Here is a 20,139-nt window from a genome sequence, read left to right as displayed (position 1 = left end):
AAAAAAAGAAATAGTGGGTAAAGTCACCCGTCGATGACCTTACCCACTAATCTTAGTATGTTTCTTAAAGTGCCAAAGCTGGATAATTAAACAGCTGACACTGCTTCCCGACTCATGATCTCTTTTGCTATTGCTTCTGTTAACTCTCTGGTGGTTTTTGGCACGAATGATTTTAAAACAGGATTAATGACAGGTCCCATCATGCCCTTAGCGGAAACATCGAGATGGCTGGTGATTTTTGTCTTGTCCCTGGTTATTGCCATTGCTTCGAAATAACCACTGCCTTTCAAATTTTCTGACAGCCCGGTGAGGTCAAATGTTACTTTTTTTGGCGCTTGCCAGCTGGTAATATCGATTTGTAAATGGACGGTCTTTTGAACAGGACCGACTTCTCCTTTGAATTTCCATGTAGATTGGCGTTCGTGGAGTATTTGATGTTCCAGGTATCCGGGTACTAGTGGTGCCCATTTATTCATATCGCTGACAAACGCCCAGACATGTTCGATTGGAATATCCAATTCAGTTTGATGTTTTCCACTTGGCATTCTGTTGATCCTCCTTGTTTAACATACCTTCATATTTAGTCAGTTTTTATTAGCCTGCCTGATGATTATATGTGCCTGAAGTAAGCATTAGAACAATCCTTTATGACTATTCTTAAAACGAGTCTGCGAGAAGCGGCGCCTAGTTTACCTTTTTAACCATCCAGAATAATGCCGTTTTGGTTGGTGAGTATGTTGCCAGGGGTGCTCTTTTTTGTACATCGCTTGATAGAAATGAAGGTAACATCGGTTTTTCCACGTTTACCTGTGCCTGCTTCATTTTCCATGGCAGATGATGGATCCCTGCCTGGTAAAGTTTTCGATGTTTTTGCGTCCAAAGAAAATAACGTTCGGCAAGCCAATAATTCAAGCTGTCTTTTTGCGGGTAAAAAGCTTCACCTGTTGGCTGATAGCTACCTTTAAATACAGCATCTGAACCGATTCGGTGACTTTCATAGAAAAAGGTATGATGACGTTTTTTCATATTCATCTTAGCATAAAAATACGGCAGTGTTACCATTCTTGCTCCAAATACAGCATGGGCTTTGCTGGCGTCCAAACTAAAAAAGTATACACCGCTTATGCCACGATACTTTACATAGGTGCGGACATTTAGTTCCAGGAATGTATGAAAGTAGGGAACTCGGGGAGTATTGCGTAATCGCATGCGCCGGACACGAAATGGGATAATCGAAATCCAGGCGTTTCCATCATACGTATCCAAATCCAACCCGGATGGAATATGATCCTGCAATTCCTTTTTTGCTACCGGCCAGTGTAGAAATAGCACATTTTCCCAAGTCTGTGTCATCATCCAAGGGCCATTGGGTAATGGATATTCACGGTGGTCAGTGCTTTTTATGATGTTATTATTCATGACAATGGAGCCCTCCAAATGATTATTCGAATAAAACGAACCAAATATTTAACTGCTTTGCTTTTCTTAGTTTGGCAAAAACGGTTTTAATCATACAATTCACCATCGAAATTTTATCATCTTTAAAATTTAGTCATGGTTGGCACTAAATCGCTATCATTAAAGCAATTTCCAGAAAAAAATCTACTCAAAATATTACTATACTATTGAAATATTTTGATAGTAAATTATAATAGAAAGAATTAGGAGGGATAAAAGTGAAGACGATGGAAAAGATCAGTTCGTTTGCTGGGAACACATTTGCCTTATGGGTTATCCTGTTTGCTTTGTTAAGTTTCTTCTTCCCAAGTGGGTTTACTTGGCTTGCACCATATGTCTCCCTGCTTCTTGGGGTGATTATGTTTGGAATGGGATTAACTTTAACACCTGGCGATTTTAAGGCAGTGTTTCAGGTACCAAAAAGTGTGATTATCGGTGTATTGGCCCAATACATTATTATGCCGTCACTAGCATATGGACTTGCGACTGTGTTCCAATTGCCCCCGGAAGTTGCTGTTGGGGTCATTCTAGTAGGGTGTTGCCCAGGTGGAACAGCCTCAAACGTTATGACTTTTCTGGCAAAAGGAAATACCGCATTATCGGTCACGGTTACATCGATTTCAACATTGCTGGCACCGATTTTAACACCAACATTGACATTGCTTTTGGCAAGTAAATGGTTGCCGGTATCAGCCGGAAGCATGTTTATGTCGATTGTCGAGATTGTCTTGCTTCCAATTGTACTTGGAATTGTCATTAGACTATTATTCCAGAAGCAGGTAGAAAAAAGTGTTGCGGCCTTGCCGTTAGTTTCCGTTGTCGGAATTGTTGCTGTAGCTGCTGCAGTTGTCTCGGTCAATACGGAAAACATTGTGAAGGAAGGACTGCTGATTTTTGTGGTTGTCGTTTTACATAATGTGTTAGGTCTGGCAATTGGTTACCTGCTGGCAAAGGCATTACGATTGAAGTTCCCGGATCAAAAAGCCATTTCGATTGAAGTTGGCATGCAAAATTCTGGTCTCGGATCAAGTTTGGCACTCACCCATTTCGCACCAGTTGCAGCCGTACCCAGTGCCATATTCAGCGTCTGGCACAATATTTCAGGTCCACTCCTGGCAACCTGGTGGGGGAAAAAGGCCAGGGACAAGAATATACCCACCAATACGAATAAAACTGCTTAGATGAAAGAAAGGATGGTACTATGTCGAAAGATTTGCGAATTAATAGTCATGTGTTCAGTGAAGGATCCAAACGAGCTCCAAACCGGGCGATGCTGCGTGCAGTAGGTGTTACGGATGAAGACTTCAATCGTCCAATGCTGGGTATTGCCAGTACTTGGAGTGAAGTAACCCCGTGTAATATTCATCTGGATGTTTTAGCCAGAAATGCCAAGCAAGGTGCAAAGGATGCGGGTGGCGTTCCATTCATTTTCAACTCGATTACGGTTTCGGACGGTATTCCGAATGGTACGCAGGGAATGCGCTATTCACTGCCAAGCCGGGATATCATTGCCGATTCGATTGAAACAGTCGTAGGAGCGGAAAATTTGGATGCACTAGTTGCAATTGGAGGCTGTGATAAAAATATCCCGGGTTGTATGCTTGCCATTGCAAACGCAGAAGTGCCGGCAGTGTTCGTTTACGGTGGTACGATTGCTCCAGGGTCCTATAAAGGAAAAGATATTGATTTTGTTTCTGTTTATGAAGGTGTTGGAAAGCACAATAATGGAGACATCAGTGATGAAGAATTAAAAGGAATTGAATGCAATGCCTGCCCTGGCGCTGGGTCGTGCGGCGGGATGTATACAGCTAATACGATGGCCTCTGCTATGGAAGCAATGGGCATGAGTTTACCGGGAAGCTCTTCCAACCCGGCGGAATCAAAAGCGAAGGCAGCAGACTGTGTCGCCGCGGGAGAAGCCGTTTACCATTTACTGGAACAAGGGATTTATCCAAAAGACATTATGACGAAAAAAGCGTTCGAAAATGCGATGACAATCGTGATGGCGCTTGGCGGATCGACCAATGCCATTTTGCACCTGCTCGCGATTGCGCATGCGATTGACGTGGACTTAACGATTGATGATTTTAATCGTATGCAGAAAAAGGTACCACATCTGGCAGACTTAAAGCCGAGCGGAAAATATGTGATGCAGGATTTGCATAAGATTGGCGGCACACAGGCGGTAATGAAGATGCTGTATGAAGCTGGTTATTTACATGGTGACTGTCTTACAGTAACCGGAAAAACGATTGCGGAAAATCTGGCCGAAGCACCTTCCTTGGCTGAGGATCAAAAGATCATTATGCCGCTTGACCAGCCGTTACGGGAAGATGGCCCATTAATTGTTTTGAAAGGGAATCTCTCTCCAACAGGAGCCGTTGCCAAGGTTTCCGGAGTTAAGGTGAAGCGTCATTCCGGTCCAGCCCGCGTTTTTAATACAGAAGCAAAAGCAATCGACGCTATCATGAATGACGAGATTAACGATGGGGATGTTGTTATTATTCGTTACGTCGGTCCAAAAGGGGCACCTGGAATGCCGGAGATGCTGACCGCCTCCAGCCTCATTGTTGGAAAGGGAATGGATGATAAAGTTGCCTTGTTAACGGATGGCCGTTTTTCAGGTGGTTCACATGGCCTTGTGGTAGGACATATTTCACCGGAGGCCCAAGATGGCGGCCCGATTGCTTTTGTGGAAGAGGGCGACATTATAACCATCGATTCCGGGAAAAAAGAAATCACGATGGATATTTCTGATGAAGAAATGGAGCGTCGCAAACAGGCTTGGGTCGCACCGCCATTGTACAAAAAAGGTATTCTGGGTAAATACGCGCATAATGTTTCCTGTGCGTCCAAGGGTGCGGTCACTGATTATAAGAATAGGTAAATAAAAGGTAACGACAAAAAAAGCTGCTAGTTATTAGCGGCTTTTTTTGCTTGAGGCATGAACAAGTAGAGTTATGTTCACTTCAAACCTAAAAAAGACACCCTGATAACGATTCAAGGTGTCCTGTTTAGGTTTGCTTATTTAACCAATTGCTTGGCATCTTTTACTTCCACAATCCAATCAAATGGATCCGGTTCTTTTCCATATTGGATTCCCGTCAATGTATCATATAGTCGTTTAGAGATTTCACCGGTTTTGCCTTGATTGATAACAAAATCTTCGTCTTTCCATGAAAGCTGACCAATTGGAGAAATTACTGCCGCTGTCCCTGCACCAAATGCCTCCTCCAATGTACCATTCTTGTTTGCTTCATAAAGCTCATCCATCGAAACGCGACGTTCTACTACTGGAATGTTCCAGTATTTTAATAATTGAATGACGGAATTTCTGGTGACTCCTTCCAGAATACTTCCATTTAAAGCAGGGGTTACAACTTCACCATTGATTTTAAAGAATACATTCATACTGCCAACTTCTTCAATATATTTCTTTTCGACCCCATCCAGCCATAATACTTGTGCGAATCCTTCACCCTCAACCATTTCCTGTGCCTTTAAACTGGCAGCATAGTTTCCACCGGTTTTTGCTTCCCCGGTACCGCCTCGAACCGTGCGTACGTATTGACTTTCAACGGCAATTTTGACAGGATTAATCCCTTCTTTGTAATAGGCACCAACCGGGGAAAGGATAACAATAAGTTTATAATGGCCTGACGGTGCTACACCCAAATATGGCTCAGTTGAGATGATAAAAGGACGAATATAAAGGGATGTTCCTTCTGCACCTGGTACCCAGTCTTTTTCAATTGCTACAAGTTGTTTAATGGCATGAAGGACAAATTCTTCATCGATTGCCGGAATACACAGACGATTATTGGATCGATTTAATCGCTGCATATTTTTCTCGGGACGGAACAATTGAATTTTTCCTTCAGCTGTTTGATACGCTTTGAGTCCTTCAAAAACGGATTGACCATAATGAAAAATCATCGCAGAAGGATCTAAAGTTAGTGGTTGATATGGAATAATCCGTGCATCATGCCAACCTTTTTCCTCAGCGTAATCCATCACAAACATATGATCCGTAAAAATTTTACCGAATTCCAGTTGATCCGAATTTGGCTTTTCCTTTTTCGTTTGACACAGGTTTATTTGAATTGACTGTTCTTCCATGGCACTATCTCCTTATTGTAAAATTTATTCAACTTTGTTTCATGCTAATCAACAAATGATTAAATATATTGTATTACTTATACGAATAGAATTACAACCCTTTGAAATGAAAAGATTTTTACTTTTGTCATTACGCTCCAGGTTTTTACAATTAAACGCCAATGCTATAAACAATATCAATTAAATCAGGATATGCTTGGATGAACTTATATAAAATTAAATTTAAAAATGCCTTGATTTTTCAAACTACTCAGTTTAAAATACTTTTTATACCAAGTGAATTTGTTCGACAAAGTTCAGGAACAGGAGAGGGGAGTACGGATCAACCATGGTAACAAATAACTAGTCAGCAGCTATCTATGAAAATATTACTAGATAAAAGGATTTTTTTACAAGATCAAAATAATGGGGGGTATTACGATGAAGATAACTCTCAGAATGTTCACTTCATTTATAAGTGTAATAGTATTACTTGCATTAGCTGCATGTGGTGGGGGCGATAGTAATACATCAGGTTCCTCGGAAGATTCAGGAAAGGTTTCGGCTAAAATTGGTGTTGTCACATTTGGAAGTGGTTCCGGGGCCGCTTATGGTGAGGCAATCACAAATGGATTGAAACTTGCCCAATCGGAGATCAATGGACAGGGTGATGTAAATATTGATTTGGCCATTGAAGATTCCGCAGGCGAACCAGATCAGGCCCTTTCTGCCGCCCAGAAGTTAATGAATTCCGAGAATGTAACAGGGATTATTGGGCCAACCTTAAGTACAGAGTTTGAAGTTGTTGCACCTGTAGCTGATCAAAACGGGGTACCGATTTTAGGAACATCAACAACTGCCCAGGGAATCCCGCAAATCGGGGAATACGTATTTCGGGACTCAATCCCTGAATCATTGGCGATTCCAGCCTCAGTAGAAAAAGCGGTAGAAGAGTATGATGCCAAAAAAGTAGCCATCATGTATGGAAATGACGATGTATTTACAAAAGCCGGGTATGATTCGATGAAAGAGGCAGCTGAAGATTTGGACCTGGATATTGTTACAACACAAACATTCCAAAAGGGACAATCGGATTACAAGGCACAATTAACAAAAATAAAACAGCTAAAACCAGATATCATTCTTTGCTCTGCTCTCTATAATGAAGGTGCAGTCATTATGAAACAAGCCCGTTCCCAAGGTATAGATGTTCCATTTGTTGGCGGGAATGGATTTAATTCTCCTGAAGTAATTGACATTGCCGGGGATGCAGGTAACGGTCTGATTGTTGCAACACCATGGTTTACTGGGAAAGATGATGAGAAGGTTCAAGATTTTGTAAAGGCATATAAAGACGAATACGGTGATGAACCAGACCAATTTGCTGCACAAGCGTATGATGGTCTCTATATCATCGCTGATGCATTAAAAAATGCCGGAGATGATGACAGAGATAAACTTCGAGATGCACTTGCCGAGACAAAAGATATTAATGGGGTGCTCGGGAATATCTCGTTTGATGAAGACGGCGATGTTGTGATGGATCCTGTTGTCCTAACTATTAAAGACGGAAAGTTCCAGGAAATGAAATAAAAAAATTGTAAAAAGATAGAACTCCTGCGACTCATCAAACCAATTCATTTGCAAGGTTGCAGGTAAAGGATGTGATGTCGTGTTATGGGAACAGTTGATTAATGGAATAACAACAGGAAGTATTTATGCAATCGTTGCACTGGGATATACACTTGTTTTCGGTGTGCTTGGAATCATTAACATGGCCCACGGTGAAATTTTTATGTTTGGTGCGTTTATGGGGGTTGTGACTACTAGTACACTAGGTTTGCCAATCTGGCTGGCATTTGTTATAGCAACAGTTGTGACAGCAATCATGGGGTATTTACTTGAGCGTTTGGCATTACGCCCATTACGCGGTAAACCAGAAAGTTCCCACCTTGCCCCGCTAATCGCTACCATTGGCGTGTCGACATTTCTTGAAAATCTGGCAGACAAACTATTTGGATCGGGTAACCACCCGGTTCAAAATAGTTTGTCAGAAATTCGTTTTTCGGTTGGAACGGTGAATATTTACCTTGTACAAATCGTTATCTTCTGTATCTCGGTTGCCATGATGATTGCCTTATCTTATTGGTTATTGAAAACAAAAGGTGGGAAGGCACTGCGGGCGACTGCAGAAAATCTGGAAACGGCAAGCTTGTTGGGGGTAAATACAAAACGAATCATCATGATTACCGTTGTGCTTGCCTCGGCTATTGGGGGGATTGCCGGTATTTTGGTGGGAATGGCTTTTAGCTCGGTTAACCCGCAAATGGGATTATCAATTGGTTTAAAGGGGCTTGCCATTATAATTTTGGGTGGCATGGGCAATGTCAAAGGTGCCATGGCTGGAGGAATGATTCTTGGCCTTTCCGAAACACTGATTGTTGCTTTGGGTTTATCAGGTTACCGCGATGCTATCGCTTTTATCATTATTATTGTTATTTTACTTGTCAGGCCGCAGGGTATATTTGGCAGAAAAGAAGCAGCATGATGGGTATGAAGGAGGTAAGTCCATGCTGGGAGAACTGATTAATCCATATTATTTACAAGTTGCCTCATTTATTTTAATCAATATCATACTGGGACTCAGTATTTACGTGACCCTTGCTTCTGGCCAGTTATCACTGGGAAACGCCGGGTTTATGGCTGTTGGAGCATATACAACGGCACTCCTGACGACAAATTATGATGTGCCATTGATCATTGGTATACTGACGGGATCACTATTGGCGGGGATTTTTGGGATTATTGTTGGAATACCGTCATTGCGATTACGCGGGGTGTTTCTGGCGATTGCGACCTTAGGTTTTGGGGAAATTGTCCGGGTGTTCCTGGTTAATACCGAATCTGTGACAAATGGAGCGATCGGAATTTCCGGGATTCCACAGATGGGACAGGAGATTCTTTCCATGATGAAAAACGTTGGTTTTGATCCGGAAGTAACTGGCCTGCAGTCAAATCAGTTCGTATTTTTGTCTATTTTCATTATACTCCTGGTAATCGATATTTTCCTGATTTGGTTTTTTATCAGACAAAAACATTCCCGGGTCGGCCGGGCTTTTTCCGCGATTAAAATGGATGAACAAGCAGCGGCATCGATGGGAATCAATGTAACCTATTATAAGGTTTTGTCGTTCACACAAGGGGCGATTTTTGCCGGATTTGCCGGTGCAATGTATGCCCATGTTTTATCATATATTAGCCCAGCAGATTTTTCTTATCATCGCGCAGTAGAAATATTGGTGTTTTCTGTTTTTGGTGGTAGTGAAGTTGTCGGCGGTGCTATTTTTGGTGCATCATTTTTAACATTACTACCAGAGATATTGCGGGTGATTAGTGATTACCGCTATATGATTTATGGGGTACTTCTGGTGATCATGATGGCGTACCGGCCACAAGGAATTATCGATGAACAGATGATTCGCTGGATGAAAGTTCGAAAAGGGAGGAGGCGTCAGTATGGTACTGGAAGTAAATAAAATCAGTAAACAATTCGGTGGTATCCAGGCATTATCAGATGTATCCTTTTCCATTTTGGAAGGGGAGATACTCGGATTAATTGGACCAAATGGCGCCGGGAAAACAACGATGTTTAATATGATCACATCGGTGCTTTCACCAACTTCCGGAAATATTTTTCTAAACGGAGAAAAAATTAACGGATTAAAATCACATCAAATTGCGACCAAAGGCATATGCCGGACATTTCAAAACATCCGTCTGTTTCCGGAAATGACGGTGATTGATAACGTGATGACCGGAAGCCATAGCCGGACCAAATCAGGGGTTTGGAAAAGTGTTTTTCGGACAAGGTCACAAAAACGAGAAGAAAAAGAAATCTACCAACAAGCCCAAAATCTATTGGAAACGGTAAATTTGCTTAAAGAGCAGGAAACAATCGCAAAAAATCTGGCATATGGTCAGCAACGTAGGCTGGAAATCGCCAGGGCATTAGCAAGTGAACCGACATTGTTACTCCTTGATGAACCAGCAGCGGGAATGAACGAACGGGAGACAGAAGAACTTCATCAATTGATTATCAAGATTCGCCAAATGGGGATAACCATTTTATTAATTGAACATGATATGCCCCTTGTGATGAAAACCTGTGATCGCATTATCGTATTAAACTTTGGCAAGAAAATCGCCGAGGGTGAACCAAATACCATTCAGACAAATCCGGAGGTCATCAAGGCATATCTTGGTACGGAAGGGAGCGATGATATTGCTTAAAGTTTCGGGCGTGGAAACATTTTATGGGAATATCCAAGCGTTGAAAGGAATAGACCTGCAAGTAAAAGAAGGTACGATTGTTACGATTCTTGGGGCAAATGGGGCAGGAAAAACAACGATGATGAAAACAATCGCCGGGCTTATCAGGCCAAAGAAAGGAACAGTTGAATTTCTTGGTGAGCATGTAACAGGCTTCCGGCCCGATCAATTAATTCGCAAAGGAGTTGCGCTCGTACCTGAAGGAAGGGCAATGCTATCCGAAATGACGGTAAGGGAAAATTTGGAAATGGGTGCGTATCATCGTAATGATAGTGAGGTAGAGCATGATATCGAACAAGTGATGGAGCGTTTTTCCATTTTAAAGGAGCGTCAGGATCAACTTGCGGGAACAATGTCAGGCGGACAGCAACAAATGCTGGCAATTGCCCGAGCGCTGCTAGCCCGTCCCAAGTTATTATTACTCGATGAACCCTCCATGGGACTTGCACCAATTATCGTAGCGGATATCTTTACAATGATCAAAGAAATTAATGATGCAGGTACTACCATTTTACTTGTCGAGCAAAATGCTAAACAAGCATTAAAAATTGCTGATTATGGTTATGTCTTGGAGACCGGGAATTTGACATTGGAAGGCAGCGCTAAGGATTTGCTGGCGGATACAAGCATCGCTGAAGCTTATTTGGGCGGGAAAAAGGAAACATCAAATTCCACTAGATAAAAATTATGTTGAAGAGGGCTGAAAACTATGAAAGTATCTTTATTCCTTACCTGTATAGGTGAGGTGTTTTATCCAAACGTTAGCAAAGACGTTGTCAAGGTGCTCGAACGATTGGGCTGTGAGGTTGATTTTCCAGAAGGACAGACCTGTTGCGGACAGCCGGCATACAATAGTGGCTATCGAAAGGACGCAATCAAAGGGGCAAAACAAATGATTAACGCTTTTGCCGGAGCAGCGTACGTTGTTGCCCCATCCGGGTCTTGTGTTGCAATGGTTCACGAATATCCGGCATTATTACAGGATGATGCTTATTGGCTGGACAAGGCAAGAGAATTATCTAATAAAACGTACGAGTTCACACAATTTTTAGTTGACGTTTTACAGGTTACAGATGTTGGCGCTGTTTATCCGGCTAAAGCAACCTATCATTCATCCTGTCATATGAATCGGTTATTGGGGGTTAAGGAAGCCCCAAAACAATTGTTGCAACACGTGGAGGGATTGGAATTGGAACCGTTGAGCAATGGTTACGATTGCTGTGGATTTGGCGGAACGTTTGCCGTTAAGATGTCTGCTATTTCCGAGCAGATGGTAGACGAGAAAGTCCGACATATTGAAGAAACAAATGCCGATACATTAATTGGTGCAGACTGTAGCTGTCTTATGAATATCAAAGGACGATTGGAGCGATTGGATAAACCGATTGAGGTAAAACATATTGCCGAGGTTCTTAACCATCATAAATAATTATCGGACTGGAGGGAAGTAGCATGTCGATCAAGATTGATGATAAAAATTTCTACGACCATGTTGATCAGGAGCTAAAAGATACCTTTATGCGTAATGCTATTAGCAACGCCCAGGACAACCTACGTGGAAAGAAGATTGCGGCAACAACTGAGGATGAACCGTTTGGCAATTGGGAAGAATGGCGGAATGCCGGAGAAGAGATTCGCCGACACACACTGGAAAACCTTGATTACTATTTACAACAATTAAGTGAAAATATAGCTGAACGGGGTGGCCATGTATTTTTTGCGGCCACAGCCGAGGAAGCCAATCAGTACATAAAGGAAGTTGTCGAACAAAAGAATGCAAGAAATGTTGTGAAAACAAAATCAATGGTTACCGAGGAAATCAGCCTGAATGAAATGTTGGAAGATATGGGCTGTGATATATTGGAAACCGACCTTGGTGAATATATTTTGCAAATCGACGATGATAGACCATCACATTTCGTGGCACCATCGCTGCATAAAAACAAAGAACAGATACGCGATACATACCGGGAAAAAATAGCCTACGATGGTACCGAGAAACCAGAGGAATTGACGGCCTATACGAGAAAAGTATTACGGGAAAAGTTTTTACAGGCAGATGTGGGAATTACCGGATGCAATTTTGCGGTTGCTGATTCAGGTACAGTGACCCTCGTTACCAATGAAGGTAATGCCAACATGGTGACAACATTGCCAGATACACAGATCAGTGTGATGGGGATGGAGCGGGTGGTTCCATCATGGGAAGATTTGGATGTGCTTGTTAGTTTGTTGTGCCGCAGTGCGGTTGGCCAACATCTATCCACGTATGTAACCGCAGTTTCTCCGGATGTAGAATCAGATACGGTTGACGCGCCAAGCGATTTTCATCTGGTTATTTTGGATGGCGGGCGTTCCCGTGCTTTGGGGACTGAATTTCAGGAGGCATTGCATTGTATTCGCTGTGCAGCATGTGTCAATGTCTGTCCAGTTTATCGTCATATTGGCGGTCATGCCTATGGCTCTATTTATCAGGGGCCGATTGGGGCGGTGCTATCACCAATTCTGGCAGGGTATGAAGAATATCAGGAATTGCCGTTTGCTTCCAGTCTATGCGGGGCCTGTACCGAGGCGTGCCCTGTAAAAATTCCGCTTCATGAACTGCTTATCAGACACCGTGAACGCATTGTTGCCGGGGAGGGGAAAACAAAAGCAAGCGAGAAATTGATGATGAAGAGTTTTGGAAACATGACGTCATCAGCATCAGTTTTTCAAACGGCAGTAAAAGCTGCACCAACATTAACCCGTCCATTTGCAAAAGACGGTTCCATTTCTAAAGGTCCCGGCCCATTAAAAGCCTGGACAAACAAACGCGATTTCCCGGCGCCAAGCAAAGACAACTTCCGCCAATGGTTTGCCGATCACAAACGTGGGGGCGATATAAATGAGTAAGGGGAATATCTATCATCGGGAGGAATTTTTACAAACGATTGCTAAAAATCTCAGGCGCAAACCACGACTACGTGAGATGGAGCGCCCCAAAAGAAAATATAGGCCGGAGCCAAAGGTATATGCGACACTTTCAGCAACGGAATTGCTACAAGTAATGAGAGATGAATGCGATAAGATCCATACCGAACTGCTGGAAACGGATCAAGCATCTCTTCCCAAGGTATTAGCTAAACAAATCGGAGTTCATGGGAATGGGTCAATTGTAATACCGGAAGATCCACGGTTTATCGACTATGGATTGGATGGTGTGTTATCACAAGAAGATGTTCATACATGGGATCCTTCCCGTGGAGATGAAAACATTACGCATGCGGAGCAGGCCAATATCGGTATTATGTTTAGTGACATCACCTTGGCTGAATCGGCAACAACAGTCATTTTTAATAATAAGAACAAGGCAAGGGCGATCAGTTTATTGCCAACAACTTTCATTGCGATTATTCCCAAGCATTCGATTGTACCCAGAATGACCCAGGCCGCACAAATAATTGAGCAACAAATTAAGGACGGAGAAACGATTCCCTCCTGTGTTAATCTTATCTCCGGTCCAAGTAACAGTGCAGACATTGAGTATAATCTTGTAGTTGGCGTACATGGACCGATTAAGGCATCATACATTGTTGTTGATTAACTGTGAAAATGTAGCAGGAATTGGTTTTCCTGTTACATTTCATTCATTCCGCTTCCCTACCACATTCAAACCTCGTAGGCCCATTGCGTTCCATGAATTTTCCAAAATAAGAATATCAAAAGCTATCAAACTATGGTAAAATAGATAGGAGTTTCTTCCAAAGTATGTTAGCATGGCGAAAAAATGAAACATATGAGGATACGAGGAGTTTTAAAGATGACCAGAACAGAGAAAAACCGAAATAAAAAATCTAAAAAAAGATGGCTGAGAATTCCGCTTGCTATCATTTTGTTAATAGTGCTTGGGGCAGGTGCGTATGCCTTTTCGATCTACCACAATGCCAAAGTGACGGTCAATAACAAGATGCATGAACAGGTGAATTCCATTGATCACAACATAACGAAGAAAAAATTGAAAGCGACCAAACCTTTGAATATCTTATTGCTTGGTGTTGATGAGCGTGAAAATGACAAAGGACGTTCAGATGCTTTAATGGTGCTGTCGCTTGATCCAGTGCATGCGAAAATGCAATTGATAAGTATCCCCCGGGACACCAGAACAACAATTGTTGGAAAAGGTTTTGAGGACAAGATTAACCATGCCTATGCTTATGGCGGATCAGATATGTCAGTAGCAACAGTTGAAAACTTCCTTGATATTGACCTGGATTATTACGTACAAATGAATATGGAAGGGTTGCAGGAACTGGTTGATCAACTGGGAACGATTAGTGTAGACAACGATATTGACTGGAATGATGGGAAGTACGAATTTGATAAAGGTCCGGTCGAAATGGATGGTGACAAAACCATGCACTTTGTCAGGATGCGTAAACAAGATCCAGATGGCGACTTTGGCCGGACAAAACGACAGCGGCAAGTGATTGAAGGTATTGTCAATAGAGGGGCAAGTGTTGGATCTGTCAGTAAAATTAATGGTCTGATCGATATTATGGGAAACAATATGACAACCAATCTTGATTTTGATGATATGAAAAAACTTCTTAAAGGCTACAAAGATACAAGAAAAAACATCATTAGCTATCAAATGGAGGGGAACGGATCAAATATCAAAAATGATCAAGGCCAAGACGTTTATTATTTAATTGTTCCGGATGAAGAAGTGTCTAAAGTCCATGGAATGATTACTGATATAAAATAGGATATAAAAAACCTAGAACCTGTGCATCGTATGGATAAATGTGCAGGTTTTCCTTTCAGTTATTGTTCAGAAAAGTGGGATATCTAAAGACTCAACCATCCTGTGGTACTTTTTCACAAATGCAATGAAACAATGCAAATAGGAGCCCGGAAAATGAAAACCAATTCCAAACTATTCATTTATACTTGCTGTGGGGTTATTTTCTTCATTAGTTTTATTGGTATGCTGATGTACGGATATAAAACATTTTATATTGAAACCAAAAGTGAACCGCATAAAACGTACAAGTATCATTTTGCCTTAATCGCGGAGGAATCTGATAACGATTATTGGCAGTTGATTAAACGGGGTGCAAAAGAGGCGGCAAAGCAGAATGATATTTATATAGAATATGTTGCACCGGAAAAAGCCGATAATGAAAAAATGCTGAAACTGCTGGATCGCATGATATCTGCCAATGTCGATGGCATTGTGGTACAGGGAATCAAGGGCGAACGGTTTGTCAATTTGGTACATAAGGCAACTGAAAAGGGCATACCCATTATAACAATTGATACCGATGTGAAGAGCAGCGAACGGAAGGTATATGTGGGAACCGATAATTTTCTCGCGGGAAAATTGGCTGGCCAGGCGTTACTGAAAAATACCACTGGTGAACAATATGTAGGGATTGTTACAGGCAGATTCGATGCGCTTAACCAGCGGGAACGGATTGCCGGCTTTAAACAGACAATTGCCGGAAACGACCGGATTCATATTGTTGATACAAAAGAATCGAATATTACTGTTGTTGGTGCATCACAAGCAACTTATTCATTGCTAAAACAATATCCAAAAATCACCGCGCTGTTTGGCACTAGTTCACTTGACGGTGTCGGCATCATTGATGGACTTGAGGAGATTGCTCCAAATAAAAATCTATATATTGTTGCGTTTGATCTTTTGCAAGAAACGCTGAATTTAATCAAAGAAGGCAAAGTCGATGTAACTATCGCTCAATATCCAGAAGAAATGGGTTCAAAAGCTGTTAGTATTATGATTAAATTGCAAGATAATGACATTCTGGAAAATCGGCAATATACCGGAACAAAAATAATCGAAAAAAAAGATTTGCTTCCCGATCAGGCTGGTGATGCCAAATGAAGACAATCAGGGGGAAACTATTGGTCTATTTTTTGGTATTTGTGATTCTTTTTTATGTCACGGCAATTTCGATTTTTGTCAGTTCCAACAAATTGACACATATATATGATGATAGCTTTCAACAATTTCTGTTGCTTAACTCAATCTCACAACATTCGAACGAACTTTATGCGAATACACGAACGCTTGTAGTGGAAGCGGATTCTTATAAGTCGAATAAATATTACAACGTTAAAAACATCCTACAAAATGAAATGGAAAAAATAACGAATACTTTCTATGATATTGATCCGATCAAAATTAAAAACTACCAAAATCTATTGGAATCGTTCATATTGGAAAGTGAATTAACGGTTGGTTTCGTATTTCGGGATGACATTGAGCAATATACCTATCATTTGGAGCAAACGCATAATGCATCGGATTACATACAGGAAGCAACCCTCGAATTAATTGATCTTGAATTAACGGCGTATCAATCATTCTATCAGGACCTGCAAGCAAGGAATCATGCTTTTTTCTATTTTATCCTTTTATTATTTGTTTCTACAATCATGTTGGCGATATTTTTTGCCTGGTGGTTTTCCAAAGGGATTACCAAACCTATTGATAAACTATCCCATGCAGCAAAAGAGGTTGCAGCAGGTAATTTAACCGGAAGCCCGATTACCATACGCTCCAATGATGAATTGCAATTACTTGGTGATACATTTAACAGTATGCGCACAAATATTCATGATCTGGTCGAGGAAATTAGGGATCAATCCGAAATGGACCGTCTTTTGAAAGATATGGAATTAAAACACTTGCAAAGTCAGATTAATCCGCATTTCTTGTTTAATACGCTTAATACTTTATCGAAAATGGCTTATTTGGAAGATGCGCAGTCAACATCAGCTTTGATTGATTCAGTGGCAACATTATTGAGGCACAATCTGGGGGATATCGATAGTCAGGTGACGCTTGGAGACGAGGTGAAGGTTGTAAGGGATTATTTTCATATTCAAAAGACCAGGTTTTCCGAACGGATCCAATTCGATATGTCAATCGATGAAACTTGTTTAGCAATTCAGATACCACGATTAACCCTGCAGCCGCTTGTAGAAAATGCTTTTATCCATGGGATTGAGGAAAAAGAGGAAGGTGGCACCATCACATTGACAATTTTTCCATGTGGGGAAGACGTTGTCGTTCAAATACATGATGACGGTGTCGGTATGACAGAAACTAAAGTTAATGAGCTAATGTCACTGATGAAGCGTAAGGGTAGACATGTGGGACATTCGACAGGAATCGGTTTAACTAATGTGATCCATCGTCTGCAACTATTCTATCAAAAGAACCATGTTGTGGACATTCAATCGGAACCAGGTCATGGCACAACCATTTCGCTGTTCCTTCCCAAATATAACGTGGAAACATAACCAAAGGAGTAGAATATATATGCGCATATTAATTGCTGAGGATGAATTACTCGAACGAAAAGCAATGGTAAAGTTTATCGCAGCGAATTTTACTGATTTGGAAGTTGTTGGAGAGGCGTCTAATGGAAGAAAGGCGATTGAATTAGCACGGCATTATAAACCTGACATCATTTTTATGGATATTAAAATGCCGGGTATTAATGGACTTGAGGCGATAGAAACGATCATCCATGAAACTGCTTCCGTCAAGTTTATTCTTGTTTCAGCATATGACTCGTTTGCTTATGCAAAAAAGGCGATGCAGTTTGGCATCAAGGAATATATTTTAAAACCGGGGAAAAAGGTGGATATCATTCAGGCGATTCGTCGGGTGCAAAAGGAAATTATCCGGGAACGAGAACAACTTGCGGAACAATCGCAAACTAATCAGCTGGTTAAGGAACATCTGTTGACCAAATTGATGAAATATCCAGTTGATGATGCAACCAAACGCCTTCAACAGCAATTTTTCCCACAACTGAAAAATGGATACTTTCTTGTAGTGCAGGCAGTTAATGAAATTTCATATGATCAGGTCAAACAAATCTTTACCTTTCATCTTCCCGCGTCCTTTATTATGCAGCAACAGGGGGATTGGTATTATGTTTGTGTTTTTTCGTCTGCAAAAGTAGATAAAGCGGTAATATTGCAGACGGCCAGAATGATTCAAATGACATTGGGCGGAAATAGCTTCATTGGTGCAAGTTATTCATATCCTGTCGATGATTTACCTAAGGCTTATCATGAAGCTTTTTCAGCCTGCTTTGAACTGGAAAAGGGGCAAAACCGCCACTACGGATTTTTTATGAGCAAACGAACCTATTTATCGATTAACCAACCAGTTGCTAAACTACTGGATTTGATTGAACGTTGTAATGAACAGGAAGCATTGCAGTTTTACAGAGATTACATGGGTCAATTTACCGCCAACGACCGGGATGAAATATACATGAAGATAAAATCAATGTTGACCAACCGTGGGCTAACCGCGCCGGAACAAAGCTTATCCGATTTAACCACAACCAAGGACTGGGAAAAATTTATTACGGTTTGTTGTTTGCGAATGCAGGAATATCACCAATCAAAACAATATATGGAGAAAGCAAAGCAATTTATCAAGCAGCATTATCGGGACACTATCACCCTGGAAGAAACAGCGGATCAAGTGAATTTAAGTCCCAATTATTTTTCTAATCTATTTAAGCAGGAAGAAGGTGCTACATTCATTGAATACGTTACCCGGGTACGTTTACAGAAGGCAAAAGAATTACTGGAGGAAAATAGCTATTCATTGAAAGAAATTAGTGCATTGGTTGGATACAATGATCCCAATTATTTTAGCCGTGTGTTTAAGAAACATTATTCCAAATCACCGAAACAGTTCCAACAGGCTATTGGATCAAAGACATAAATACCGAAACCATAAAAAAATGAAGAGAATCGTAAAAATGTACAGAAATTCTTCCACCCAAATACTAAAGTTTAGATTTATAATTTGTGTAAGCGTTAACAAAGGGGAGGGGGAATCAATGGTGAAAAAGATGTATGGATTTATTTTATTTTCCGTGTTCGCACTTGTACTCGCGGCATGTGGTTCAGATGCGGATTCGTCAGGCAAGCCCAAAGATGAATCTGCATCTGATTCAGGTGACAGTGCCAATGATGAGGTAGAAATCTTTAGCTGGTGGACCGGTGCAGGAGAGGAGGATGGCCTGCTTGCGCTTATTGATCTTTTTGAGGAAAAACATCCGGATATTAAAATTAAGAATGCTGCTGTTGCAGGTGGGGCGGGTACAAATGCAAAGGCAGTATTGGCAACGCGCATGCAGGGGGACGATCCACCGTCAACTTTTCAGGTCCATGGTGGTGCTGAATTGAATGAAGGCTGGGTGGCGGCTGACAAAATGGAACCATTGGATGACTTTTATAAAGAGAACGATTTAATGGATAAATTCCCGGATGACCTGATTGATCTTGTCAGTAAAGACGGAAAGATTTACTCCGTGCCGGTTGATATTCACCGGGGAAATGTCTTGTTCTATAACATGAAAGTATTTGAAGAAAATGATATTGACGTACCAAAAACATTCGATGAATTTATCGCCGCTGCAGACAAATTGCAGGATGCCGGGATAACACCACTTGCATTAGGGGATAAAGAAGGCTGGCCAGCAACCCAGGTATTGGAAAATATTTTGTTGGGTGTACTTGGTCCTGACGATTATAACAAGTTATTCGCAGGTGAAATCGAATTTGATGATAAGCGTGTCAAGAAAGCCATTGACCAATTCGATAAAATGCTTGATTACGTAAATGATGACCACGCTTCCCGTAACTGGCAGGATTCCGCTCAATTAGTAGCAAATGGGGAAGCAGCCATGATTAATATGGGTGACTGGGCAAAAGGGTATTTTAACAACGATCTGGATATGGAAACCAATAAAGACTTCGGATACTTTGCTTTTCCTGAAACAGATGGAAACTTTGTTGTAATCACGGATACATTCGGATTGCCACAAGGCGTTGACAATCCGGATAATGTCAAGGAATTTCTAAAGGTTCTTAGTTCTGTGGAAGGTCAAGACGCATTTAATCCGTTAAAAGGTTCCATTCCTGCACGGGTTGATGCAGATAAATCAAAGTATGATGAATACGGCAACGACGCCATGGATGATTTCAATGATTCACGATTGGTTCCAAGTCTTGCCCACGGATCAGCGGCTTCGGAAGGATTTTTAACCAAAGTCAATCAGGCAGTTAATATTTTTGTAACACAACGAGATGCGGATAATCTTATTCAGGCGTTGAAAAGCGCGGCAGCAGAGCTATAAGTGCGTGCTCAAAAGGAGGATAAAAAGGACCGAGAAGTTCTAGGCGGCGTAGCTTTGAGCACCGGAGTGTACA

General features: G+C 41.4%; 18 protein-coding genes. 15 read left to right on the top strand and 3 right to left on the bottom strand.

Annotation, left to right across the window (positions count from 1 at the left end):
• Nucleotides 1-86: 86 nt before the first annotated feature.
• Complete coding sequence (locus ABRT01_RS16365) at nucleotides 87-545, bottom strand: SRPBCC family protein (RefSeq protein ID WP_269411693.1); 459 nt, start codon at nucleotides 543-545, stop codon at nucleotides 87-89.
• A gap of 139 nt (nucleotides 546-684) precedes the next feature.
• Nucleotides 685-1,419, bottom strand: coding sequence for a YqjF family protein (locus ABRT01_RS16360; RefSeq protein ID WP_269411694.1), 735 nt, complete (start codon nucleotides 1,417-1,419; stop codon nucleotides 685-687).
• Nucleotides 1,420-1,676: 257 nt separating this feature from the next.
• On the opposite strand from ABRT01_RS16360, the gene ABRT01_RS16355 reads away from it, so the two are divergent.
• Nucleotides 1,677-2,639: a bile acid:sodium symporter family protein gene (locus tag ABRT01_RS16355; RefSeq protein WP_269411695.1), complete on the top strand. Its 963-nt coding sequence runs from the start codon at nucleotides 1,677-1,679 to the stop codon at nucleotides 2,637-2,639.
• Between the two features lie 20 nt (nucleotides 2,640-2,659).
• Nucleotides 2,660-4,345 (top strand): dihydroxy-acid dehydratase, encoded by a 1,686-nt coding sequence (gene ilvD / locus ABRT01_RS16350; protein ID WP_367748632.1) that lies wholly within the window; start codon nucleotides 2,660-2,662, stop codon nucleotides 4,343-4,345.
• Between the two features lie 137 nt (nucleotides 4,346-4,482).
• Here the strand turns inward: ilvD and ABRT01_RS16345 are convergent, their stop codons facing one another.
• The gene (locus tag ABRT01_RS16345; RefSeq protein ID WP_269411697.1) at nucleotides 4,483-5,577 is read right to left on the bottom strand and encodes a branched-chain amino acid aminotransferase; all 1,095 of its coding nucleotides are present in this window, start codon (nucleotides 5,575-5,577) and stop codon (nucleotides 4,483-4,485) included.
• Nucleotides 5,578-5,997: 420 nt separating this feature from the next.
• Between ABRT01_RS16345 and ABRT01_RS16340 the strand changes: the two genes are divergently transcribed.
• The 13 genes from ABRT01_RS16340 (at nucleotide 5,998) to ABRT01_RS16280 (ending at nucleotide 20,066) form a co-directional block, all read left to right on the top strand.
• Nucleotides 5,998-7,149 carry an ABC transporter substrate-binding protein gene (locus ABRT01_RS16340; protein ID WP_367748628.1) on the top strand — a complete coding sequence of 384 codons (1,152 nt, stop codon included), beginning with the start codon at nucleotides 5,998-6,000 and terminating at the stop codon, nucleotides 7,147-7,149.
• A gap of 79 nt (nucleotides 7,150-7,228) precedes the next feature.
• Complete coding sequence (locus ABRT01_RS16335) at nucleotides 7,229-8,104, top strand: branched-chain amino acid ABC transporter permease (RefSeq protein WP_367748625.1); 876 nt, start codon at nucleotides 7,229-7,231, stop codon at nucleotides 8,102-8,104.
• Between the two features lie 22 nt (nucleotides 8,105-8,126).
• On the top strand, nucleotides 8,127-9,092 hold the full coding sequence (locus ABRT01_RS16330; protein WP_367748622.1) for a branched-chain amino acid ABC transporter permease: 966 nt from the start codon (nucleotides 8,127-8,129) through the stop codon (nucleotides 9,090-9,092).
• Nucleotides 9,073-9,846, top strand: a complete 774-nt coding sequence (locus ABRT01_RS16325) for an ABC transporter ATP-binding protein (RefSeq protein WP_269411701.1) — start codon at nucleotides 9,073-9,075, stop codon at nucleotides 9,844-9,846. Before ABRT01_RS16330 ends, ABRT01_RS16325 begins: the two co-directional genes overlap by 20 nt.
• Nucleotides 9,839-10,567 carry an ABC transporter ATP-binding protein gene (locus ABRT01_RS16320; RefSeq protein WP_269411702.1) on the top strand — a complete coding sequence of 243 codons (729 nt, stop codon included), beginning with the start codon at nucleotides 9,839-9,841 and terminating at the stop codon, nucleotides 10,565-10,567. Before ABRT01_RS16325 ends, ABRT01_RS16320 begins: the two co-directional genes overlap by 8 nt.
• Before the next feature lie 27 nt (nucleotides 10,568-10,594).
• Nucleotides 10,595-11,314 (top strand): (Fe-S)-binding protein, encoded by a 720-nt coding sequence (locus ABRT01_RS16315; protein ID WP_367748618.1) that lies wholly within the window; start codon nucleotides 10,595-10,597, stop codon nucleotides 11,312-11,314.
• Nucleotides 11,315-11,337: 23 nt separating this feature from the next.
• Nucleotides 11,338-12,777 (top strand): LutB/LldF family L-lactate oxidation iron-sulfur protein, encoded by a 1,440-nt coding sequence (locus ABRT01_RS16310; RefSeq protein WP_367748615.1) that lies wholly within the window; start codon nucleotides 11,338-11,340, stop codon nucleotides 12,775-12,777.
• The gene (locus ABRT01_RS16305; protein ID WP_367748612.1) at nucleotides 12,770-13,468 is read left to right on the top strand and encodes a LutC/YkgG family protein; all 699 of its coding nucleotides are present in this window, start codon (nucleotides 12,770-12,772) and stop codon (nucleotides 13,466-13,468) included. The genes ABRT01_RS16310 and ABRT01_RS16305 overlap by 8 nt, the downstream gene beginning before the upstream one ends.
• Nucleotides 13,469-13,684: 216 nt before the next feature.
• Complete coding sequence (locus ABRT01_RS16300; RefSeq protein WP_367748609.1) at nucleotides 13,685-14,629, top strand: LCP family glycopolymer transferase; 945 nt, start codon at nucleotides 13,685-13,687, stop codon at nucleotides 14,627-14,629.
• Between the two features lie 153 nt (nucleotides 14,630-14,782).
• Nucleotides 14,783-15,772, top strand: a complete 990-nt coding sequence (locus tag ABRT01_RS16295) for a sugar-binding protein (RefSeq protein WP_367748606.1) — start codon at nucleotides 14,783-14,785, stop codon at nucleotides 15,770-15,772.
• Nucleotides 15,773-15,792: 20 nt separating this feature from the next.
• Nucleotides 15,793-17,196, top strand: a complete 1,404-nt coding sequence (locus ABRT01_RS16290; RefSeq protein ID WP_367748603.1) for a sensor histidine kinase — start codon at nucleotides 15,793-15,795, stop codon at nucleotides 17,194-17,196.
• Between the two features lie 19 nt (nucleotides 17,197-17,215).
• Nucleotides 17,216-18,646 carry a response regulator transcription factor gene (locus ABRT01_RS16285; RefSeq protein WP_367748600.1) on the top strand — a complete coding sequence of 477 codons (1,431 nt, stop codon included), beginning with the start codon at nucleotides 17,216-17,218 and terminating at the stop codon, nucleotides 18,644-18,646.
• A gap of 118 nt (nucleotides 18,647-18,764) precedes the next feature.
• The gene (locus tag ABRT01_RS16280; RefSeq protein WP_367748597.1) at nucleotides 18,765-20,066 is read left to right on the top strand and encodes an ABC transporter substrate-binding protein; all 1,302 of its coding nucleotides are present in this window, start codon (nucleotides 18,765-18,767) and stop codon (nucleotides 20,064-20,066) included.
• The last annotated feature ends 73 nt before the right edge of the window (nucleotides 20,067-20,139 follow it).

Origin of the sequence: Lentibacillus sp. L22, from assembly GCF_040812445.1 — a bacterium.
In the GTDB taxonomy this organism is placed as follows: Bacteria; Bacillota; Bacilli; order Bacillales; family Amphibacillaceae; genus Lentibacillus_C; species Lentibacillus_C daqui.
This window is presented reverse-complemented; position numbering and strand designations above follow the sequence as displayed.